The sequence below is a fragment of the Hyphomicrobium denitrificans 1NES1 genome (genome assembly GCF_000230975.2).
GTDB classification, from domain to species: Bacteria; Pseudomonadota; Alphaproteobacteria; order Rhizobiales; family Hyphomicrobiaceae; genus Hyphomicrobium_B; species Hyphomicrobium_B denitrificans_A.
This window is the reverse complement of record NC_021172.1, coordinates 1,120,025-1,139,885: the sequence shown is the minus strand read 5'-3', so window position 1 is coordinate 1,139,885 and position 19,861 is coordinate 1,120,025. Positions and strand designations below refer to the sequence as shown.

21 protein-coding genes are annotated in these 19,861 nt (G+C 62.2%); all 21 read right to left on the bottom strand.

The window, feature by feature from the left end; genetic code table 11:
- Positions 1–8: 8 nt before the first annotated feature.
- The gene (locus tag HYPDE_RS05435; protein WP_015597392.1) at positions 9–1,460 is read right to left on the bottom strand and encodes a nickel-dependent hydrogenase large subunit; all 1,452 of its coding nucleotides are present in this window, start codon (positions 1,458–1,460) and stop codon (positions 9–11) included.
- Positions 1,457–2,518: an NADH ubiquinone oxidoreductase 20 kDa subunit gene (locus HYPDE_RS05430; RefSeq protein ID WP_015597391.1), complete on the bottom strand. Its 1,062-nt coding sequence runs from the start codon at positions 2,516–2,518 to the stop codon at positions 1,457–1,459. The genes HYPDE_RS05435 and HYPDE_RS05430 overlap by 4 nt, the downstream gene beginning before the upstream one ends.
- A complete protein-coding gene (locus HYPDE_RS05425; protein ID WP_015597390.1) occupies positions 2,508–3,893 on the bottom strand; it encodes a sensor histidine kinase in 1,386 nt (461 codons plus the stop codon). Before HYPDE_RS05425 ends, HYPDE_RS05430 begins: the two co-directional genes overlap by 11 nt.
- A gap of 16 nt (positions 3,894–3,909) precedes the next feature.
- Positions 3,910–5,397 (bottom strand): sigma-54-dependent transcriptional regulator, encoded by a 1,488-nt coding sequence (locus HYPDE_RS05420; RefSeq protein WP_015597389.1) that lies wholly within the window; start codon positions 5,395–5,397, stop codon positions 3,910–3,912.
- Entirely contained in the window at positions 5,394–7,106 is a 1,713-nt protein-coding gene (locus HYPDE_RS05415; protein ID WP_015597388.1) for a hydrogenase maturation protein, read from the bottom strand. Before HYPDE_RS05415 ends, HYPDE_RS05420 begins: the two co-directional genes overlap by 4 nt.
- 3 nt (positions 7,107–7,109) lie before the next feature.
- Positions 7,110–8,156, bottom strand: coding sequence for a hydrogenase expression/formation protein HypE (gene hypE, locus HYPDE_RS05410; protein WP_015597387.1), 1,047 nt, complete (start codon positions 8,154–8,156; stop codon positions 7,110–7,112).
- Positions 8,153–9,319: a hydrogenase formation protein HypD gene (gene hypD, locus HYPDE_RS05405; RefSeq protein WP_015597386.1), complete on the bottom strand. Its 1,167-nt coding sequence runs from the start codon at positions 9,317–9,319 to the stop codon at positions 8,153–8,155. Before hypD ends, hypE begins: the two co-directional genes overlap by 4 nt.
- On the bottom strand, positions 9,316–9,558 hold the full coding sequence (locus HYPDE_RS05400) for a HypC/HybG/HupF family hydrogenase formation chaperone (protein WP_015597385.1): 243 nt from the start codon (positions 9,556–9,558) through the stop codon (positions 9,316–9,318). The genes hypD and HYPDE_RS05400 overlap by 4 nt, the downstream gene beginning before the upstream one ends.
- Before the next feature lie 4 nt (positions 9,559–9,562).
- Positions 9,563–10,546 carry a hydrogenase nickel incorporation protein HypB gene (hypB, locus tag HYPDE_RS05395; RefSeq protein WP_015597384.1) on the bottom strand — a complete coding sequence of 328 codons (984 nt, stop codon included), beginning with the start codon at positions 10,544–10,546 and terminating at the stop codon, positions 9,563–9,565.
- Positions 10,546–10,887 carry a hydrogenase maturation nickel metallochaperone HypA gene (hypA, locus tag HYPDE_RS05390; RefSeq protein ID WP_015597383.1) on the bottom strand — a complete coding sequence of 114 codons (342 nt, stop codon included), beginning with the start codon at positions 10,885–10,887 and terminating at the stop codon, positions 10,546–10,548. The genes hypB and hypA overlap by 1 nt, the downstream gene beginning before the upstream one ends.
- The gene (locus HYPDE_RS05385; protein ID WP_187290867.1) at positions 10,887–12,050 is read right to left on the bottom strand and encodes a nickel-dependent hydrogenase large subunit; all 1,164 of its coding nucleotides are present in this window, start codon (positions 12,048–12,050) and stop codon (positions 10,887–10,889) included. The genes hypA and HYPDE_RS05385 overlap by 1 nt, the downstream gene beginning before the upstream one ends.
- Before the next feature lie 20 nt (positions 12,051–12,070).
- Complete coding sequence (hybE, locus tag HYPDE_RS05380) at positions 12,071–12,598, bottom strand: [NiFe]-hydrogenase assembly chaperone HybE (protein ID WP_015597381.1); 528 nt, start codon at positions 12,596–12,598, stop codon at positions 12,071–12,073.
- Positions 12,591–12,824 (bottom strand): rubredoxin, encoded by a 234-nt coding sequence (locus HYPDE_RS05375; RefSeq protein WP_015597380.1) that lies wholly within the window; start codon positions 12,822–12,824, stop codon positions 12,591–12,593. The genes hybE and HYPDE_RS05375 overlap by 8 nt, the downstream gene beginning before the upstream one ends.
- Positions 12,821–13,666: a hydrogenase expression/formation protein gene (locus HYPDE_RS05370; protein WP_015597379.1), complete on the bottom strand. Its 846-nt coding sequence runs from the start codon at positions 13,664–13,666 to the stop codon at positions 12,821–12,823. Before HYPDE_RS05370 ends, HYPDE_RS05375 begins: the two co-directional genes overlap by 4 nt.
- Complete coding sequence (locus tag HYPDE_RS05365; protein ID WP_015597378.1) at positions 13,666–14,124, bottom strand: hydrogenase-1 expression HyaE; 459 nt, start codon at positions 14,122–14,124, stop codon at positions 13,666–13,668. The genes HYPDE_RS05370 and HYPDE_RS05365 overlap by 1 nt, the downstream gene beginning before the upstream one ends.
- Before the next feature lie 12 nt (positions 14,125–14,136).
- Entirely contained in the window at positions 14,137–14,454 is a 318-nt protein-coding gene (hypC, locus tag HYPDE_RS05360) for a HypC/HybG/HupF family hydrogenase formation chaperone (RefSeq protein WP_015597377.1), read from the bottom strand.
- Positions 14,454–15,131 (bottom strand): HyaD/HybD family hydrogenase maturation endopeptidase, encoded by a 678-nt coding sequence (locus tag HYPDE_RS05355; RefSeq protein ID WP_015597376.1) that lies wholly within the window; start codon positions 15,129–15,131, stop codon positions 14,454–14,456. Before HYPDE_RS05355 ends, hypC begins: the two co-directional genes overlap by 1 nt.
- Before the next feature lie 369 nt (positions 15,132–15,500).
- A complete protein-coding gene (gene cybH / locus HYPDE_RS05350; protein ID WP_015597375.1) occupies positions 15,501–16,220 on the bottom strand; it encodes a Ni/Fe-hydrogenase, b-type cytochrome subunit in 720 nt (239 codons plus the stop codon).
- 11 nt (positions 16,221–16,231) lie between these two features.
- Positions 16,232–16,813: a HupE/UreJ family protein gene (locus HYPDE_RS05345; RefSeq protein WP_015597374.1), complete on the bottom strand. Its 582-nt coding sequence runs from the start codon at positions 16,811–16,813 to the stop codon at positions 16,232–16,234.
- Between the two features lie 20 nt (positions 16,814–16,833).
- Positions 16,834–18,627, bottom strand: coding sequence for a nickel-dependent hydrogenase large subunit (locus tag HYPDE_RS05340; RefSeq protein ID WP_015597373.1), 1,794 nt, complete (start codon positions 18,625–18,627; stop codon positions 16,834–16,836).
- Entirely contained in the window at positions 18,627–19,697 is a 1,071-nt protein-coding gene (locus tag HYPDE_RS05335; protein WP_015597372.1) for a hydrogenase small subunit, read from the bottom strand. The genes HYPDE_RS05340 and HYPDE_RS05335 overlap by 1 nt, the downstream gene beginning before the upstream one ends.
- Positions 19,698–19,861 lie beyond the last annotated feature (164 nt).

Sequence of the window (19,861 nt, the reverse complement as noted above, 5' to 3'; positions counted from 1 at the left end):
GACGTCCCTCAGTGCACCGTGCAGACCATGCACGGATCGAACGAGCGCACGATGTGCTGAACCGCGACCGGATCCTTCTCTCCCGCGCGCACCGGGGCACCGGCGAGGGCCTGCTCGCAAGCCCCGGGCACGCCGGCGGAATCGCGCGGAGAAAAGTTCCACGTCGTCGGCGCCACGATCTGATAGTTCTGGATACGGCCTTTTCTGATAGTCAGCCAATGACCGAGCGAACCCCGCGCCGCCTCGATCAGCCCCGCGCCTTCGGCTTCTGCCGGCATTTCGGCATCGATGTAGAACGCCTCGCGAGGAACGATCAGCCGTGTCCAATCCTCGATCGCGAGCACAACACGCGCGATCTCTATGAGGCGTCCGATCACGCGATTGGCCACGTTGCCGCCGCTCGCCTTGACGAGGTCGCGCAGCAAAGGATGGCCATCGATGAGCTGACGCGCGAGCGCTCCGACCTCGACGACGTGGCCTGCCAGACGCGGCGCCTTACACCAGCTGTAAGCGTCGCTGGCGTCTGCATTCGGTACGGTGATGCCGCACGACGGATGACGCGGCCCGCCGGAGCGCGCATACCAGCTCGCCCCGACATCCTCGCTGATGTCGGCCACGTTGAGCGCGGCGTTTTTTCCTCCAGCATGAACGCCACGCTTGAAGAGATGCCCGCCGTCCTGCCGGTAGGCGCCATAGCTCAGAAAGCGGTCCGTCGCCCGCCCGAGCTTGTCGAGGCTCAAGGCTTCCGCAAGCCGAAGGAACTGCCCAAAATCGCTTGCCGCCGGACCTGGCCGCAAGGCCCAGTCGCGAAGCTCGTCCGCCGATTTGAGCGCGATCACGCGCTCGAGCGCGTCTCCGAATGTGCGCGTCTCGAGAAACCTGCGAAAGGCCGCGACGATCGCGAGCACGCGCGCCTGCTCGGCCCGGTCGATCGCATGCGTCGTGCCGCCGGGTTGCAGCCCGAGTGTGTGCGGCCAGTGGCCGGCAAGCCTGCCCATGATATGCAGGAATGCGGCGCGTGCAGGCAATATCTCGCGCGCGGCGGTGCCTTCGACCGCCTTGAAGCGCGCCGCTATGTCACCGAACCACGGCTCGCCCGCATACACCGGTCTCGCGAAGTCCGGCATGAAGAACAGATAGAAGTGCGTGAAATGATCGGCAACGTTCTCGGTGGCGAGAATGATGTTCTGCATGAGCCGCCCGTTGGCTGGTGCGGCGAGCCCCTGCGCTTCGGCCAGCGCCTCCGCTGCCGCCATGGATTGCGACACCGAGCAGATGCCGCAGATGCGCGGCGTGTAGACGAGCGCATCCCGGGGATCCTTGCCGTTCAGTATCCGCTCAAAGCCACGGTACAGCGGAGAATTGACCCACGCGCTTTTCACCGTTTCGTCCTCGATCTCAAGTTTGATCTCGAGATCGCCCTCCACGCGATTAAAGGGACCGACGATGCGGCGGCTCATTTGGGTGCCTTCCCCTTGGCCGCCGATGGCGCGGTTATGATGTAGTCGGCAATCGCGTTGGCTTTCACACGATGGGGCGTCGCCGCCTTCGAAAGTGCTGCAAGCGCCACGAACCAGGCCTTGGGCATATCGGTTGGAAGGCCGATGGGAATGCCTGCAAGCTTCGGCGTCTCAAGGTAAGGATGCGTCTGGTTCTCGAAGCCGGGCTCGGTGCAGGAAATGCAGGGATAGCCCCCACGCGTGCAAGAGCCATCCCCGTTCCAAAGGCGAATGTTGCAGTCCGCGTGCACCTGCGTAGCCATGCAGCCCAGGTTTTCCATCAAGCAACCGAGATTGGAGAGATGCTCGGCGCTCGCCTTGTACTCGTAATACTCGTTGCGCGGGCAGCCGTGATGCACGAGGTGCTCAGCATAGAATTTGGGACGCCCTAGGGAATCGAGGTCCGCTTCCGTGAACACGCCAAGCGAAAGCTGAAGCAGCGTCTCGATCACCCAATCTGGATGCACCGGGCATCCCGAAATATTGATGACGCGTAAGCCGGAGCGTCCGCGGAACGACGGATCGAAGAGGCCGCCGGCAACGCTCCCGCTGTAGGCAATGCCAGTGGCCTCGACATGATTTTCTCCGGCCGCGGTCACGCCGCCGAAGGCCGCGCACGTGCCCACGGCAATGACGGTGCCCGCGAGACGGCACAGCTCCGCGATGACATCCTTCATCGGCTCTCCACTGCCGGACTGTAAGTGGAAGCGCCCGCTGCCGTTCGGCCCGTGGACAACTGATCCCTCGATGCAAAGGATGTCGAGCGGTGTTTCCCCAGACCGCACGGAATCCAGGATTGCACGGACCTCGCTCCCACTCGCCTCGCTGAGCGCCGGATGCCACAAGAGCTGAATGCCCGCTAGGTCGAGCACGGTGAGAAAATCCGGCTGCTCCGCGCAGATCAGCGAGAGTGTGCAGCCGCCGCATCCTCCTGATTGTAACCAGACGAGGGTCCGCTTGTGCGATCCTCCCGGAGCCGTGCCGTTCGCCTTTCTGTTGATCTTTCCGCTAGCCTTCATGGCCCGCCTCCTTGACCGAAAGGCGGAGCGTGAAGACCGCTCCCGCGTCGGGATGGTTTGCAGCTTCGAGCTTGCCACCAAGCTCCTCCGCGAGGCCGTAGCTCACATAGAGCCCGAGTCCGGTCCCCTCTCCGATCTTCTTGGTCGTGAAGAACGGTTCGAAGATGCGCGCCGTGGCGTCCTTGGCAATGCCTGGCCCATGATCGCGCACCACGACAGCGGCAATCCCGTCCTTGACGTGCGCCGAGATGTCGAGGCGCGGCTCCTCAATATCGGCCATGACGTCCACCGCGTTCTGCACCAGATTGACGATAATCTGATGCACCGGCCCTTTGCGTCCGACCACATCGAGCGTCTCCGGCATGTCGAAGACGACCGTCGGCTTCGTACGCGCTGCCTTGACGACCCAGCTTACGGCCGTGCGCACGACGCGAGCCAGATCGAAAGTGTCGGCCGCCTCCGACTGCGTGCTTGAGAAGCGGCGCAGATCCTGGACAATCTCGCTTACGCGTTCGGCTCCCTCGAGCGTACCTTCGACAAGCGGGGTGATGTCAGCCAAAACGCGGTCGATCTTGAGCCTGGTCCTCAAAACCTGCAACTCCTCCGGGCTCCCACCCTCATCGATCGCCTGGAGATACTGGGTCAGCCGCTCGCCATAGCGCTTCAGCGCATGCATGTTGCCGAAGACAAAGCTGATGGGGTTGTTGAGCTCGTGTGCCACACCGGCAACGAGGCGGCCCATGGCCGCCATTTTCTCCGATACGACCAGTTGCCGCTGCGCCTGGCGCAGCTCGCTGTGAGCGATATTCAGGCTCTCGTAAGCGCGCCGCAGCTCACCAACGGGTCGGCCGATGAGCACGAAGCCTTGTACATTGCCCCTGTGATCGTAGCGGGCCGAGCAGTTCATCGCGAGCGGCGTCGCATGCCCCGTCTCGTCGAGCAGCGCCACCTCGTGATCGGCTATCGGGGGGCTGTCATTGAGCTTGCCCGCCAGACGCTCAATGACCGGCCGCGACTCCTGAGCAAACAGGATAGCAAGCGGCAAACCGATCATGTCGGCTTCCGACTTGCCAGTTAATCGCTCAAGAGCGGCATTCACTCTCTCGATCTGCCCTGCACGGTCACAGACGATGAGCACGTCGGTCATCGCGCCGAGCACACCGCCGATGAACTGCTGTGCATCTTCGAGCGCCGCATTCTTCCGCTCGAGCTCGACCTGGTGATGTACGAGATCGGCGTAGACGGCATCCATCTTCTGGATCACCTCGATCCAGGCCTCTTCGCTGATGGGTGCCATGTCGAGAGTGCTGGCGACCCCGGCCCTCTGGCTCAGTCGGTGCTCGGACGCATCTTCTCGCTTGGAAGAAATCAGCACACTGCCTCCTCCTTCCTTAGCTTGCGATCTTCCGGCGCCTTTCCGCATCCAGTCCTTCAACTTTCTCGAGACCATAGCGCTCGAGCTTACTCCTCAAACCGACGCGCGAAAGTCCTAGCTCCTTGGCAGCGCGGCTCTTGTTCCAGCGATGCCGAATCAGGGTTTCGCGGATGATGCAGGCTTCGACCGATTCGACCCTTTCCCGCAGCGTTCCGTCCAGAGATCCGATGAGGTCTATCTCTCCGCCCTCGTCCGCAGGTGCCGCTCTCAAGATGCGCGAAGATAAGAGGTCGGCGCCGATCTCCTCATTCTCAACGCCCATGACGAGAACCTGCTGAATCTCGTTCTGTAGTTCACGCACGTTACCGGGCCAGTGATAGGCTGTAAGGCAGGCGATTGCCTCGGCCGAGAGTCTCTTTACCCGCTTGCCCAACTGCTTCTGCGCCTTGTCGAGAAGCGTCTGCGAGATAATGGGAATGTCGACGCGCCGGTCGCGAAGAGCGGGAACGTGGATCGTTACGGCGGATAGGCGGTAGTAAAGGTCCTCGCGGAAACGTCCCGCCCGCACCTCGGCTTCAAGGTCCTTGTTGGTTGCGGCGATAACGCGAATGTCCACTTTGCGAGTCTGCCGCCGTCCGACGGGACGGATTTCGCCTTCCTGCAGTACGCGCAGCAGCTTCACCTGGAAGGCCGGCGACACCTCACCGATCTCATCTAGAAACACCGTGCCCCCGTCGGCGCGTTCGAACAGCCCGACGTGGTCCTCAACGGCGCCGGTGAAGGCACCGCGCTTGTGACCGAACAGCTCGCTTTCCAGAAGCTCGCTCGGCATCGCCGCGCAGTTCTCAACCACGAATGGTTTGTCCCACCGCAAGCTGTTGTAGTGAAGGGCGCGTGAGACCAGCTCCTTTCCGGTCCCCGACTCGCCGGTGACCAACACAGAGATGTCGTAAGGCGCCACGCGTGCAATGCGGGCACATACCTCGTTCATGGGGCTGTCGGGGCTGCGGATAATGCCGTCATCGCGACGGTAATGCTGCTTGAGCTCGACGCGACGCGTCGCGATGACGTTTTCAGCTCGCTCCGAACTCATCTTGAGCTCGATGGCCAGAAGCTCGTTCTGCCGCTGCAGCTCGAAGAGGCGCGCCGCGTTCTTGAGCGTGAGGATCAGGCTTTCCGGCCGCCAGGGCTTGGTGACATATTGATAGATACCGGCGTCGTTGATGGAGCGGATGATATCTTCTGCGTCGGTGTAGCCCGAGATGATCATGCGCACGACATCCGGCCAGCGGCCACGCACCGATTTCAGAAATTCGACCCCCGAGACATTCGGCATCCGCTGATCGCAGAGGATCACCTGCACCCATTCGTTCTCGAGGATTTCCTCCGCCTCCTCCGCACTAACGGCTGTCTTGACGTCGAAGCAATCCTCCAGAATGCGCTGGAGCGACTCGAGGCTTCTTTGCTCATCATCGACGACGAGCACGGTCGGCAGCGCGGTCATGAGGCGTTCCTCCAGCGAACGGCAAGCCGCTTGTCCCGATGGCGCGCGATGGTAACCGGCGTTCTCGATTTCGGGACGCGGCGAACGAAATTCGAGCGGGCAATGTGATAGCTCGGATCGAAGCCATAGAAATTCGCGTGCATGCGCTGAAGCTCCTCGGAGCGATACGCTTGAAGTGGCTTCGCCGCTTCGTCGGCGGCACGTGAGCGGTTCTTGGCGGCAAGCCGCGCCATCCAATCGGGCGCGGAGGCCAGAGCCTCGGCTCGCGCGCGGACGATGGCGAGAAAGTCAGCCGCGCCCCAGCCGAAGCGTGCATCGGCAAGACCCAAGGACACGGCTTCGGCAGCTCCCATCGGCAGACGGGCCGACATGATTTTTGCGGCGCGCTCCTCACCCGCATGACGCGGAAGGAGATAGGTCCAAAACTCCGACCCGTAGAGATTGCCCATGTCCTTATAGTGTGGCGAGAGGACGACACTTTCGCGCAGCCATACCGCGTCGGCGGCGCGGGCAAGGAATACACCCCCCGCACCTGCGTTTCCCTGCAGGGCGGCGACGGTGAGATGGCTATCCGTGCGGATGATTGCCTCCGCGAGATCATCGATGGCGTTGATATTACGCCAGGAGCAGTCGGCGGGGCTTTGCGCGGCCTCGATAGCGTTAAGGTCCATGCCATTGGACCAGAAGTCGGACCCGCCCGCGAGCACGACGACCTTGGTCGGGCGCCGCAACGCCGCCTCATAGGCAGCGGCCAGGCGAATGCAGGCATCCGTCCCCATCGCGCCGTTCAGAAATGAAAAGAAGAGATAGCCGACGCCGGCTCTCTCCTCGTAGACGATCTCGCGGTATCCCTCGTCACTATCACCGGCAATTTCGGGCAGCCCCACAAGCATTTCGCCGAGTACGCGTGTCGCCGGCAGCTTGAACGGGTAAGGTCCCGCCGGATCGCGCAGATGCCCGATCCAGACCGCCCCATCAACAGTCGCGCGCGCAACCGCCGGTCCGCTCGTTGCGAGCAGCGCCCCTGGAACCCCTGCAAGCCCCGTCGCCGGATGCGCGTCGTGAAGATAGACGTCACGTCCAAGAATATGATCGCGAATGCCTGGTGAACCGTCCGCGCTTGCTATCCTGGTAAGAACCGTACGCGTGTCGTCGCGCTTCCAATCAATCGCACGGTCCGACTGGCGACAAAGAGGCCGCCACGCTCCCGGCCGCGCCACGGCGCCCGGTCCGTCGTTCGGCAACGGTCCAAGTCCCCCCTCATAGCGCCGAAGAGCGTCGAGCAATGCTTGAGTGGCGGCCTCGGTTACCTCGCGGCGATAGAGGCTCGACTTTGTCGCTGGTCTCATTTGAAACTCGGCCCAAGCCCACACGGGGCCGGCATCCATCTCCGCGATCGCCTCGAGAACGGTGACGCCCCACGTTTTCTGCTGATCCAAAATAGCCCAATCGAGCGCTGACGGTCCGCGATCCCCGCAGATGCCGGGGTGAACGATGAGGCACAGGCAATTACGCCAGACGGCCTCGGGGATCGCGCGCTTGAGAAACGGCGCGACGACGACATCGGGTTTAAACAGCGCCACCGCTTCGATCGTCACCGAGTCGTGGATGTCGAGCTCGACTGAGACCTCGTGCCCCCGCGCCTCGAGTTCAACGAAGATACGTTGGGTTAAGCTGTTGAAGCTCTGAGCTAGGAGCAGAATGCGCATGACTCAGCAGATCCTCGGCAGTTGCTCTCCTGCGAGCCAATCGACGATGCGCGTACCTCCAAACGTCGTCTCCATCTGGACGAAGGCATTTGGATCGGGGACGACCTCGCCGATCACTTGCGCCTCGGCCCCGAGCGGATGGCTCCGCATGGCAGCAAGGAGCAGATCTGCATCGTCTGCGGCGCAAATAGCGACAAGCTTGCCTTCGTTGGCGACATAGAGGGGATCGAGCCCCAAAAGCTCACAAGCCGCGTGCACCTCCGCCTTCAGGGGGATCGCTGCCTCGCTGATTCGCATGCCGACACGCGATTGCTGCGCGAGTTCGTTCAAGGTCGTCGCGAGCCCGCCGCGTGTCGGATCGCGCAGACAATGGATGTCGGGCACCGCCTCGACCATCGCAGCAACGAGACCATGCAGCGCCGCCGTATCGGACCGGATCTCCGTCTCGAACTCGAGGTTGGCTCGCCTCGACAGGATGGCCACCCCGTGATCCCCGATGGAACCCGATATGATGATCTTGTCGCCGGGGCTGGCGCGGTCTCCCGAGATGCTGACTCCCTCCGGCACGATGCCGATGCCAGTCGTTGTGATGAAGATGCCGTCACCTTTGCCTTTCTCGACCACCTTCGTGTCGCCGGTGACGATCGGCACGCCGGCCTCGCGCGCCGCCGCCGCCATGCTGGCGACGATGCGATCGAGATCTTGGAGCGGAAAGCCCTCCTCAAGGATGAAACCCGCCGACATATAAAGCGGACGTGCGCCCGACATGGCAACGTCGTTGAGCGTCCCGTGCACGGAGAGGCAGCCGATATCGCCGCCGGGGAAGAATACAGGCGAGATCACATGCCCGTCGGTGCTCATGACGAGGCGGCCGGCAGCAACATCGAAAGCCGCCTGGTCGTTGCCCTGGGCCAGCAAAGGATTATCGAAGTGCCTGACGAACAGCTCGGTGACGAGTTGCGCCGTCGCCCGGCCCCCGCTCCCGTGCATCATGTCGATCGCACCCGAGCGGTGATCGAGCCACGATGAGAAGCGTGTCATGATCGTCATTCTGCGGCCTCCTTATGCGTGCGGACCCCGGACACGCCGGCATCCTGGCGGAACCGACCGTATGACCAGTAAGCGGCGCAGGCCCCTTCCGACGAGACCATGCACGAGCCGATCGGACTCTCGGGTGTGCACACGGTGCCGAAGAGCTTGCAGTCCGTCGGCTTCTTCGCTCCGCGCAGTATGGATGGACACTCGCAGCTCTTGGCGTCGCGGACGCGCCGCGTCGTCACCTGGAACCGCTTCTCGGCATCGAACTCCGAGAATGCGTCCTTGATGCGCAGCGCGCTGTAGGGGACATCCCCCAGACCACGCCACTCGAAACTCGGCCTCAGTTCGAATACCTCGGCGACCAGGGCCTGCGCCTTGAGGTTGCCCTCATGCGTCACCACGCGGACATACTCGTTCTCGACCTCGTGGCGCCCCTCATTCAACTGGCGGATCAACATCAGCGTCGCCTGCATGACGTCGAGCGGCTCGAAGCCGGCGATGACCACCGGGCGCTGAAACTCCTCGGCGAAATATTCGTATGGGCGGCTGCCGATCACGGAGGAGACGTGCGAGGGGCCGAGAAAGCCGTCGATGGCCACCGTGCCGAGCGCGCGCACCTCGGGACTCTGCAGGATGTGCTGGATCGCGGCCGGTGTCAGCACATGGTTGCAGAAGACCGAGAAGTTGCGGAGACCCTCCGCTTTCGCCTGGAGGATCGCAACCGCAGTCGGCGGCGTCGTCGTCTCGAAGCCGATGGCGAAGAATACGACCTCGCGATCCGAATGCTCGCGCGCGATCTTGAGCGCATCCGTGATCGAATACACCATGCGAATGTCGGCGCCTGCGGCCTTTGCCTTGAGGAGGCTGCGCCGCTCGGAAGCCGGCACACGCATCATGTCGCCGTAGCTGCACACGGTGGCGCTGTGCCGTTCCGCGAGTTCAATGGCGTTGTCGATGCGCCCGATGGGAAGTACACACACAGGGCAGCCCGGCCCGTGCACGAAGCGCACGTTCCCCGGCATCAGATCCTGCACTCCGTAGCGGAAGATCGCGTGCGTGTGCCCGCCGCAGAACTCCATGATGTGGTACATCCGCGACTTGTCCGCTTCGCGCACGATCGCAGCAGCGAGCCGCCGTGCAAGGGCACCGTTGCGGAACTCATCGACGTATTTCATGCCGCGAACTCCTCGAGTGGATCCTCGCCCGACTCTTTGATCATCGCCAGCGTGCGGTCGGCCTCCTCGGGTGATACCTTGTGCAGCGCGAAGCCGACGTGGACGAGAACGAAATCGCCCACGGCCAACTCTTCGAGCAAGGCGATCGAGATTTCTTTCTTGATGCCGCCAAGCGACACGATTGCAGTGTCCTTCTCGCGATCGAGGCTCACGATTTCGGCTGGAAGCGCTAGGCACATGGCATCATGCTCCCTGGACGGGCTGCGCGAAGCTGATGTCGGTGCGCCCAGTCAAGGCGAGCCACCGCGCTGCGCGAATCCATTGCATCCAGGCATCGAGGCCCTCACCGGTCTTCGCTGAGACCTGAAGCACCTTGATGCGGGGATTGATACGGCGCGCATTAGCGATCGTCGCGCCGACATCGAAATCGAGATGCGGCAGGAGATCGATCTTGGCCACAATCATGAGGTCAGCCGCATGAAACATATCCGGATATTTGAGCGGCTTGTCCTCGCCCTCCGTCACCGACAGGATGACGACCTTGTGGGCCTCTCCGAGATCGAACGCCGCCGGGCAGACGAGATTGCCGACATTCTCGATGAACAGCACGGTGCCGTCGGCAGGAGCAAGATGCTCGACGGCGTGCCCGACCATGTGGCCGTCGAGGTGGCAACCCTTGCCTGTGTTGACTTGGATCGCAGGCACTCCCGTGGCACGGATGCGCTCGGCATCGTTCGAGGTTTGCTGGTCGCCTTCGATGACCGCGATCGGCAACTCCTCCTTGAGCCGCTCCATGGTCTTGACCAGGAGCGTCGTCTTGCCTGAGCCGGGGCTCGAGACGAGGTTCAGGGCGAGAACGCCGTGGGCGCTGAAATAATCGCGGTTGGCGGCGGCAAAGGCATTGTTCTTAGCCAGGATGTCCTGCTCGATCGCGACCATGCGCGCCTGACTCATGCCGGGTGCGTGCGCTCGCGCGGGGCCCGCGCCATAGTTGATGATGCCGTCACCATGATCATGATCGTGATGATGGTGATGGTGGCCATCCTCGTGGTGATCGTCCTGGTGGTGATGATGTGACCCGCCGCTGTGCTCATGCTCATGCGCGTGGCTGTGCGTCGTGCCGTCGGCATGAGTATGCGGATGATCATGACAATGCGCGTTGTCCTTCGACGGCGCACTCTTCTCGAATTTCGTCTCGCCTGAACCGCAACCGCAAACTGAGCACATCAGTCGACCTCCAGATCCTTGATCCTCATCTCGTCACCCGCCTCGACCTGCAACTGCTGTCCCCCGCAGATCGGGCAGACATCGTACCGGTGGTTGATCACCGCTACGCGCTCGCACGACATGCACCAGGCTCGCGCCTGTGTGGCGATGATCTCCAATACGGCGTCCTCTGCCAGCGTTCCCTTGGTGACGACGTCGAACGAGAAGCGCAGCGCATCTTGCTCAATCCCCACCAGAGCCCCGATCTCGAGCCGCACCTTCTTCACGCGCGCGAAATTCTGGCGGCGGGCTTCTTCCTCCAGAATACCAACGATGCTCTCGGAGATGGCCATCTCGTGCATCAGTGGACTCTCAACTCGTAGCCAACGCAAGGATCGACGGCGGTAACGAAAAGGTCTGCAATCTCGCGCGCGTCCTGCTGACGCCCCGCGATCTCGGCTAGGCCATGCGCCGCAGCGCCGTCAGCATGAAAATTCCATTCCGTCGGCGCCAGCACTTCGTAGCGCCGCACGATGCCATCCTCGATCGCAACACCATGAACGAGTCGGCCGCGCGCAGCCTCGACCTGCGCCAAGCCACGGCCGCACCGCTCCCGCGCCGCGGGCGTTGGAGGCTGCCCTGCTTCATTCCGGAAGACGCCCTCCACGAGACCTCTCATGACGCCCGGCAAGCAACCCACTTCGACTAGGCGCGCAGCAATACGGGTGAGAAGGCCGTTGCCCCCGGACATGCGAGCTACATCGCGAACGAGAGCGGTGTCGGCCTGTCTCGAAAGCGCGCTCGTTTCGTGCGGCCTCCCACCCCATGTTGGCTCCGCCACAAAGGTCGCAGCACTGTCACCGAGCAGCAGGGCGCTAAGGTCGCCGTCCTCGATATGCGGCAAGAATTGCGTTGTAGCTCGGCCGGCCTCTGCCCAGCCGCGGTTGAGCACGGTGCGGACGAGCCGTTGCGAGGGTGTTGCGCACTCTTCCGACCAGTCCGTGAGCGCTTCAGCGGATTGGCGCGTCCGCCACGCATCCAGGCTCTCGCCGAAAATGATAGCCTCGACGAGCTGGGCGAGGACCTCGATCGCCTCCAGCACGGACGCGGGATCGAACCGGGCCCGCCCACCGATGGCAAGCACACGTCGCTCGGGATCGAGTGAACGCCTCAGCTTCTCATAAGGACGCATGACGGCGAGCATTTCCGACTGGCCGGCCTCGAAGCCGAGAAAGCGCGGCCAATCCAGGACGGTGCGGATCAGGTGCTCACGCAGCGTCTCGGCAAGCACGAGGACTCGTCGCACCGCATCCGTCGTCTTATCGCTCTCGATCCCAAGCGCACGCTCGCAGGCTTGCGCCGCAGCTGCACCCTGTGCCATCGCGCACACGTTGAACAGCATGGGGAGCATCAGGACTGCCTCGTCCGCGCTCCTGCCGACGAACGCCCGCGCCAAGCCGAGAGGACGACTCGAGGTGATCGCGATGCGTCCCGTGCCGTCGCCAGAATGGCGGAGGTCGATCATGAGCCGCCCCTCGATGCCCATCACGCCGGTTCCCTGTCCTGCCCGATCTTGCCTACGAGGAGACCGCGTCGCGAGGGCGTGGGCACCGCCACACCCTTCTCTTTCTCATCCCCTGAGCTGCCATCGAGCCCTGCGTCGAAGATGGCATCGAGCGCTGCGCGTGCCGCGATCTGAGCCGCTTCATGGCTCTCGAATTCGAGGACTGGCGAGAACAGCGAGCACATCTGGTAGCGGCCGAGGCCATCTTCATCGCCGACGAGAAAGTCGAACCGTCCCGCGGGGAAGCGGTAAGACACAGAAGAGCCCATCGCCAGCTTGCTCCAGGCCTCGCCCTGCTCCTGCGTCATCGGAAAGAGCATCAGGTTGATGAACCACGGCGTGACCAGCACCAAGCATCGCAGACCGTTCCATTGCCGCTCGCCGATCGCCTCGACATTGAGGCGAGGATTGAGGATAGGGACACCATTCATCCGCTCGGCCTCGATACGGCGAAATGCGTCTTCGAGACGGCCCGAGATGTGTTGAGCGTTACCGGCGGCTTCAGGCATCGGCATCCTCCGAGAGGATCATGAAACCGGCCTTGGCGCCGTCGCAGTTGGGACAGGTCCAGTGGTCTGGCAGCTTCGAGAATGGAGTCCCGGCCGGAATCTGCCAATAATCGTCCCCCGCTGCCGGGTCGTAGACGTACCAGCAGATCTTGCATTCAAGCCTGCTCTCGTCCGAGATCTTCGTCTCGTCGCCCCCGTAGGAACCGGCAAAGAAGCTCTCACTCACCGGTAGATCTCCAGGATTTCCGCCAAACGCTGCGCACTGTCGGTGAGGTCTTCCGGTGCGGCGCAAGCGACGTTCGGCACGTCGATGACCTCGATGGTATTGAGGACGATCGCATCGCGCGAGTTGAAGTAGCGCACCCACCAGGCATTGCGAGTTCCGGTCGAGCTGACGCGACAGTTGCCGTACCCGCGCGAGAGGATGGTGACACTTCCAGCCCCGAGGCGCTCATCGAGAAAGCCGACATCCTCTTCGGTCAGCGGCAGCAGAGTGAGGTTGATCACGTGCGCGCCGTCACCGGGGCAATAAGCGACGAGCTTGCTGTCGAGCTCGGTTATGAGAGCTAGCGCATTTACCACACTCGGCGGTGGCGCACCGCGATAAGAGCGCATTGCGTCGAGCGTCCCGCGATGCGCAAGTTCAATCACCGACCTAGGAAACGCCCCCACATCGATCGAGTCGCGATCGAGCGCGCCGGTCAGGCTAAACTCCTGCACCCGCCACACACCGGCGAACACGGACTCCTGCGCCTGAATGGTCGCGCCGGCCACGATCGACACCTCGCCGTCACCAAGAACCTGATCGATGAAGGCGCGGTTCCGCGCATCGAAGCCGGTGATATCGAAGATCCGCGCCGGATAGTCCACGCTCTGGGCGACGGCCGCCTCTTTCACAGCAGCCAAAAGAGCCAGCGCCTGCTCGATGCCCTGCGTCTCTTCGGGCTCGGGAAGCACCGGCGCCGAATACGTGCGCATGCCCTTCGGCATCTCCATGTATTCGAGAGCGGCTCCATCATCTTCGCCAGGTTGAGAGCCGGGACCAACGATCGGATTGATGCCGCTCATTAGAGCTCTCCCCGTACTGGTTGATTGCCTTCGCGAGGCATGCCGGCTGCATAGCAGCCGTCCGGAAACTTGAACGGCGGCGGCTCCGTCGGCTCGCTGGCGAGGATGGCCTGGATCTCGATCATGTAATCCGACCAGTCGAGCACCCGCGAAAGCACACCGAGATACCCATCGCGGCGCATGAACACCAGTGATGGAAAGGCGTTGAAACGGAAGCGCCGCTGCAGCTGACGCTCGGAAGCCTTGGCGATGAGGGCTGGTGCGAGCCGTTTGCCGAACGCCTTGCAGAGCTCGGGCAGAATGACGGCGACATCGTTGCTTTCGACGAGTCGCTCGGCATCGCCTGGAAAGAAGAGAACCGCGTGCTCGTTGGCTTTTAGAAATCCGTCCAAGGAAGCTTCATCGACGACGGGAATGCCGTGTCGCACGACTAGTGCTTCGATCAGCGGTGTCGTCATGACCGTTTCTCCTCAGCCTGCCTGCTTGGCAAGGTGTTGTTTGAGATAGGCGGGAAGCTCCGGCTCGCGGCCAGCAAGATCCGGGAACAAGCGATCGAGATCGGTGCCGCCTTCCATGGCAAACTGAAGGGCCGTTAGCGCATCGTCGATGAGCCGGGCCTGTTCCCCCGTCACCAGCTCGCGGGCGGTGTCGAGAAACACGAGCACCCATGTCCCCACCGGCTGTTCGCCCACGAGAGCCATGTCGATGAGGCGCCGCTCGCCCTGCCTTTCGCACACGCTGCGCCCGGGCAAGCATTCGACCACGCACATGGGAACGCCGATGCACATCAGCGATCCTCCGCGGCCGGCTTGGCAAACGAGGCAGCACCGGCATCCGCTCGCTCCGACGCACGAGCCAAGACGCGCGGATCGGCAAATCGGCAGGCCTCGGCTTCCGACGGACGTCCGCCCTCGTAGAGAGCAAGCGCGAACTCCGGCGACGAGAGCGTGCTGCTATCGGGCAGAGGCGTGACACGCAGCTCCGGCACGACACCGAAACGGGTGAGATAGGCGAGCGCCTGCTCGATGGCTGGCGCGATCTGGGCCTTGACGGCGTCGCGCAGCGAGCCGCCGTAGTCCTCGAACTCGACGGGCTGCACGCCGATGAGAAACAGATGCCGGGGAAGGTCGCCCAGCATGTCTGCCATGGCGAGCACTTCCTGGAAGCTCGTCTGGTGCAGGCTCACCTTCTTGGCGCCGAGAAACTTCGGCACCTCGCCGTCCTCGACCAGCTTGAGGGTGCCCGGAGCAAGCCCATAATCGACCGCGTCGAAAACGACGAGAACGTCGGCCCGGCGCACATGCTCGATGAGATAGATGCCCTGCGTGCCGCCATCCATGAGCGTCACGTTCGCGGGGAAAGTATAGGCACGATTCAACGCCTCGACGACGCGGACGCCGAAGCCCTCGTCTGCCCACAGCAGATTCCCAATCCCAAGGATCAGGATGCTAGGTCGCTCCTCCATCGCACACCCCTATTTCGTGTTGGCGAGTGTTGCGTTTATTTTCGTTAAGCAAGGTGCGGGCCAATCCGTCATTTGCCGGAATGCGCCACGTCAACGCGGAGTCTTACCCTCAATCAAACCTCCGATATGGCAAGATACATTCCAGAAAAATAGAAATATGAAAAGTTACTATCCATCTATAGCCAAACTTCCAATCGGGGTCAGATTTCAGGCGCTAGTTTGGAGAACACTCCTTTTCACATAGAGAAATGATCTTGCCAGCGGGTCCGCCAAGCCGCGGCATCAGTATCTCAGGCACAAAGGAAAACCCTTCCCTGCAGGACAGGGAAGGGTTGAATGGGGCACCGGACGCCCGGGAGAATTCAAGTTCTAGTGCGTCCCGTCGTCAGGCGGACGCGTGTCCTTGAAGGTACGCCAGCCCGAGATCATCGTGCTGACGATACTCTGGCGGGACATGATGTCTTCACGGACCGCCGCATAGATGTGAACCATGACAAAGCAAACGATCACCCACATGCCGAGGTGATGGTAGGTGTGCACCCACTGGCTGTTGCCGAACAGTGGGATCACCCAGCTCGAGAACCAGTGGTACTGCCAAGAGGTCATGCCCTCGCCTTCGCCGTAGAGAGCGAGCCCTGTCACCATCATGAAGACGGAGCCCCAGACGAACAGCACGTGCATCGAGAGAGTCGCGAGTGGGTTGTGCCCGACATACTTCTTGGGCTCGCGGGCTATGAACATATACCACGCGGCCTCATGGACGACGTCGGCCCACCATTTGGGATCTCTCACCGGCGGCATGAAGATCTGGCGCGCATGCTCGTTGCCCGCGAGGGCCCAGTAGGCCCTCATCAAGAAGCCGGCAATCAACACATAGCCAGCGGCGAAGTGCGCGAAACGGATATAGCCCATCAGAAAATGGGCGCTCGCCTCCCCCGGCATCGTCGGCAAGGGACTGCCGATGAAGTACCCGGTGAGCGCGAGCACGACGACGGCTGATGCATTGATCCAGTGCCAAAGCCGCACCGGGGCTTCGTAGACATAGACCGACGGCTGAAATTGCTGGTCGACCCCTAATTTCATGCTCATGACTGCAGCCCTCACGAGGTCAGTATGTAAACGCCAGCAGCAGCGATGATCGCGCCTGCGGCCTGGGCCGCAAACCGCGCCCGCGTCATCAGCATTCCGAGCCCGATGCCCGCCACATGCAGCATCGCGGTGGCTATTGCGAAGCCTGCCATATAGGCGACGATCGCTCCTGTGGCCTCGCTGCCGTGAACGTGGCCGTGATAGATCGCGAACAGCGCCATGACAGTCGTGCCGACCGCGATCGGAAGCTCGACGCGCGTCGCAATCATGAGCCCCAGAAGGATCACCGAGAGCGCGATGCCCGTCTCCACCATCGGCAGGGCAAGATGGAGGTAGCCGATGGTCGCGCCGACCAGCATGGCTCCCACGAAGGCCGCTGGCGCAACCCATACCCGCCACGAGCGGCCATTGCTCGACAAGGCCGACCAGATGCCGACGGAAAGCATGGCGAGCAAGTGGTCGAGCCCGCCGATGGGATGCGAGAGACCTGCGATGAAGCCATACGTGTGACCGAAGCCAGGATGGGCCAGCGCCGGCCCTGCCCCGGCCGCCAGAGTAGCCAGGGCTATCGTGCAGATGCGAAACTGTTTCATTGTTATTTTCCTCCCCTCTCTCAGCGCACCTGGACGCGCGCCAGCTCCCGGCCATCCTCGCTCATGACATGCGTCGAGCAGGCAAGGCAGGGATCGAAACTATGGATCGTGCGCAGGATTTCGACCGGCTCCTCCGCACGCTCGACCTTCGTATCCATGAGCGAAGCCTCGAAGGCGCCGATATTGCCTTCGTTATCGCGCGGTGAGCCGTTCCATGTCGTCGGCACCACGCATTGATAGTTGTCGATCTTCGAATCCTTGATCTTGATCCAGTGCGCGAGCGCGCCGCGTGGAGCCTCCGTGAAGCCTACGCCCTTGACCTCCTTGGGCCACGTCTCTGGATTCCATTTGTCGATATTCGCGGTCGAGGTATCGCCGGCTTTGATGTTGGCTATGAGCTTGTCCATAAAATAGCGCTGCAAGCGGCAGCAGCGCTGTGCCTCGAGGGCACGTGCGGCAGTGCGCCCAAGCGTGGAGAACAAAGCATCCACTGGCACATCGAGTGTTTTCAGCACGAGGTTGATCTGCTCCGTGATTTCCTTGTGACCCTGCGCATAGGCGATGACGTAGCGGGCCAGCGGCCCCACCTCCATGGCATGTCCTCTCCACCGCGGCGCCTTGATCCAGGAGTACTTCCCGCCCTCGTCGACCTGTTCGATGTTCGTCTTGGTGCCCTTGGCGTTGGGACCAAGCACATAGTTCGGCTCCGTAATGCCGTCCCAGGGGTGCAGCCCCTTCGTTTCGTCTGGGTATTTATACCAGGAATGCGGCACGAACTCCTGGATCTGTCCCGGATCCCGAAGGTCGACCGGATGCACTTCCTTGAGATTGCCGTTGATGATTGCGCCTGGCGACATCAAGAGGTTGGCGGCCGAGTAGTCGTTGGCCTTGTCGGGAATGTCGCCATAAGCGAGAACGCTTTTGCCTGAAATGCCGCCGCCGTAGAGCCAACCTTTGTAGAACTGCCCGATGGCAAGAATATCCGGAATGTAGACATTCTCGATGAACTCGGTCGTCTGGTTGATCACGTCGGAGACGAAATTCAGCCTCTCCATGTTGATCGCACCGACCGCGCCGACGTCTTCGATATTGATCGGACAAGGGACGCCGCCGACGAGCCAGTTCGGGTGCGGGTCCTTGCCGCCGAAGATCACGCGCGTCTTCATGATCAGAGACTGGAAGTTCAACGCCTCGAGATAGTGCGTCGTGGCCATCAGGTTCGCCTCGGGAGGCAAAAGATAGGCCGGATTATCCCAGTAGCCGTTCTTGAAGGGCCCGAGCTGGCCGCTTTCGATGAAGCGCTTGAGCCGGTTCTGTACATCGCGGAAGTAGCCGGGCGAGGACTTGGGATGGTTCGGAGATACCTTCTGCTGCAGCTCGCTCGTCGCCTTAGGGTCGGCCTTGAGAGCCAGGACAGGGTTCACCCAATCGAGCGCGTGCAGATGATAGAAATGCACGAGGTGGTCGTGAATCTGCAGCGATAGCTGCATGATGTTGCGAATTGAGTTGGCGTTCTCAGGAATCTTGATTCCGAGAGCATCCTCGACCGCGCGCACCGAAGTCAGCGCGTGCGTGCCGGTGCAGACACCGCAGATGCGCTGCGTGAAGGCCCAAGCGTCGCGAGGATCGCGGCCTTTGAGAATGACCTCGAGGCCGCGCCACATGGTCCCCGTCGAGACGGCGTTGCGAATGATGTTATCCTTGTCGATATTCACTTCGCAGCGCATGTGGCCTTCGATGCGCGTCAAAGGATCGACGACGACGCGCCTGCCGCTGGCGTCGAGCGTGAAACCGTTCGGCGTCTGAATGGTCATTATTCATTCCCTCCCTTCTGGCGGGCGCGCTTGATGGCGCTAACCGCAGCGTGTGCGGCGACCGCCGCACCGACGACCCCCGCCGCGGCGAGCCCGACTTGATCCGCGTTGGCTTCGATACCGAAATGATTGATTTTGGTGAGGCGATCGTAGAACGAGCCGTTGTCCCAGAAGCCCTCCTCGGAGCAGCCGATGCAGCCGTGGCCGGACTGGATGGGGAATGACAGCCCACCATACCACCGCGTGGTCGAGCACGCGTTGTAGGTTGTCGGACCCTTGCACCCCATTTTGTAGAGGCAGAAGCCTTTACGCGCGCTGTCGTCGTCCCACTGCTCGACGAACTGGCCGGCGTCGAAGTGCGGACGGCGATAGCACTTGTCGTGGATGCGTTGCGAATAGAACATCTTTGGGCGGCCCTGGCGATCGAGTTCCGGCAGCCTCTCGAATGTGGCGATGTAGGTGATGACCGCCGTCATCACCTCGGGAATCGGCGGGCACCCCGGCACCTTGATGATGGGCTTGTCGCGGATGACCTTGTGGACCGGCACCGCCTGCGTCGGATTGGGGCGGGCAGCCTGCACGCAGCCCCAAGAGGCGCACGATCCCCACGAGATGATGGCCTTGCAGTTGGACGCCGCCTTCTTCAGCTGGTCGAGGAAGGGCTTGCCGCCGATGATGCAGTACATGCCATCCTCGTTGAGCGGCGGGTTACCTTCGACCGCGAGGATGTAGTTGCCATTGTATTTCTCGATGATCTCGTCGACGATCGCCTCGGCCTGCTGTCCCGCTGCAGCCATGATGGTGTCGTCGTAGTCGAGAGAGATCATCGACAGGATGACGTCAGACGCGAGCGGGTGCGCGGAGCGGAGGAAGGCCTCTGAGCAACAGGTACACTCGAGACCATGCAGCCACAGCACCGGCGTGCGCGGCTTGGTTTCGAGTGCGTGCGCCATCGTGGGTACAAACTCAGGCCCAAGCCCCATCGAGGCCGCGGTCAGGCTGCAAAACTTGAGAAAGCTACGGCGTGAGATGCCCTGCCGGCGCAGGACTTCATAGAAGGTCTCGGTCATTGCGGATGTCCCTCCCCTCGGACTCGAGTATTTTTGGCGGCGTCTTGCTGCACATCCGCTACGCAAAAGCCGGGCCAAGAGGGATTATGTTTTAAAAACAGTGAATTGGCGCATCTCGCACAGGACGGCCCTGCTCGCGACGCTTTCATGACTTGTACGAAGTG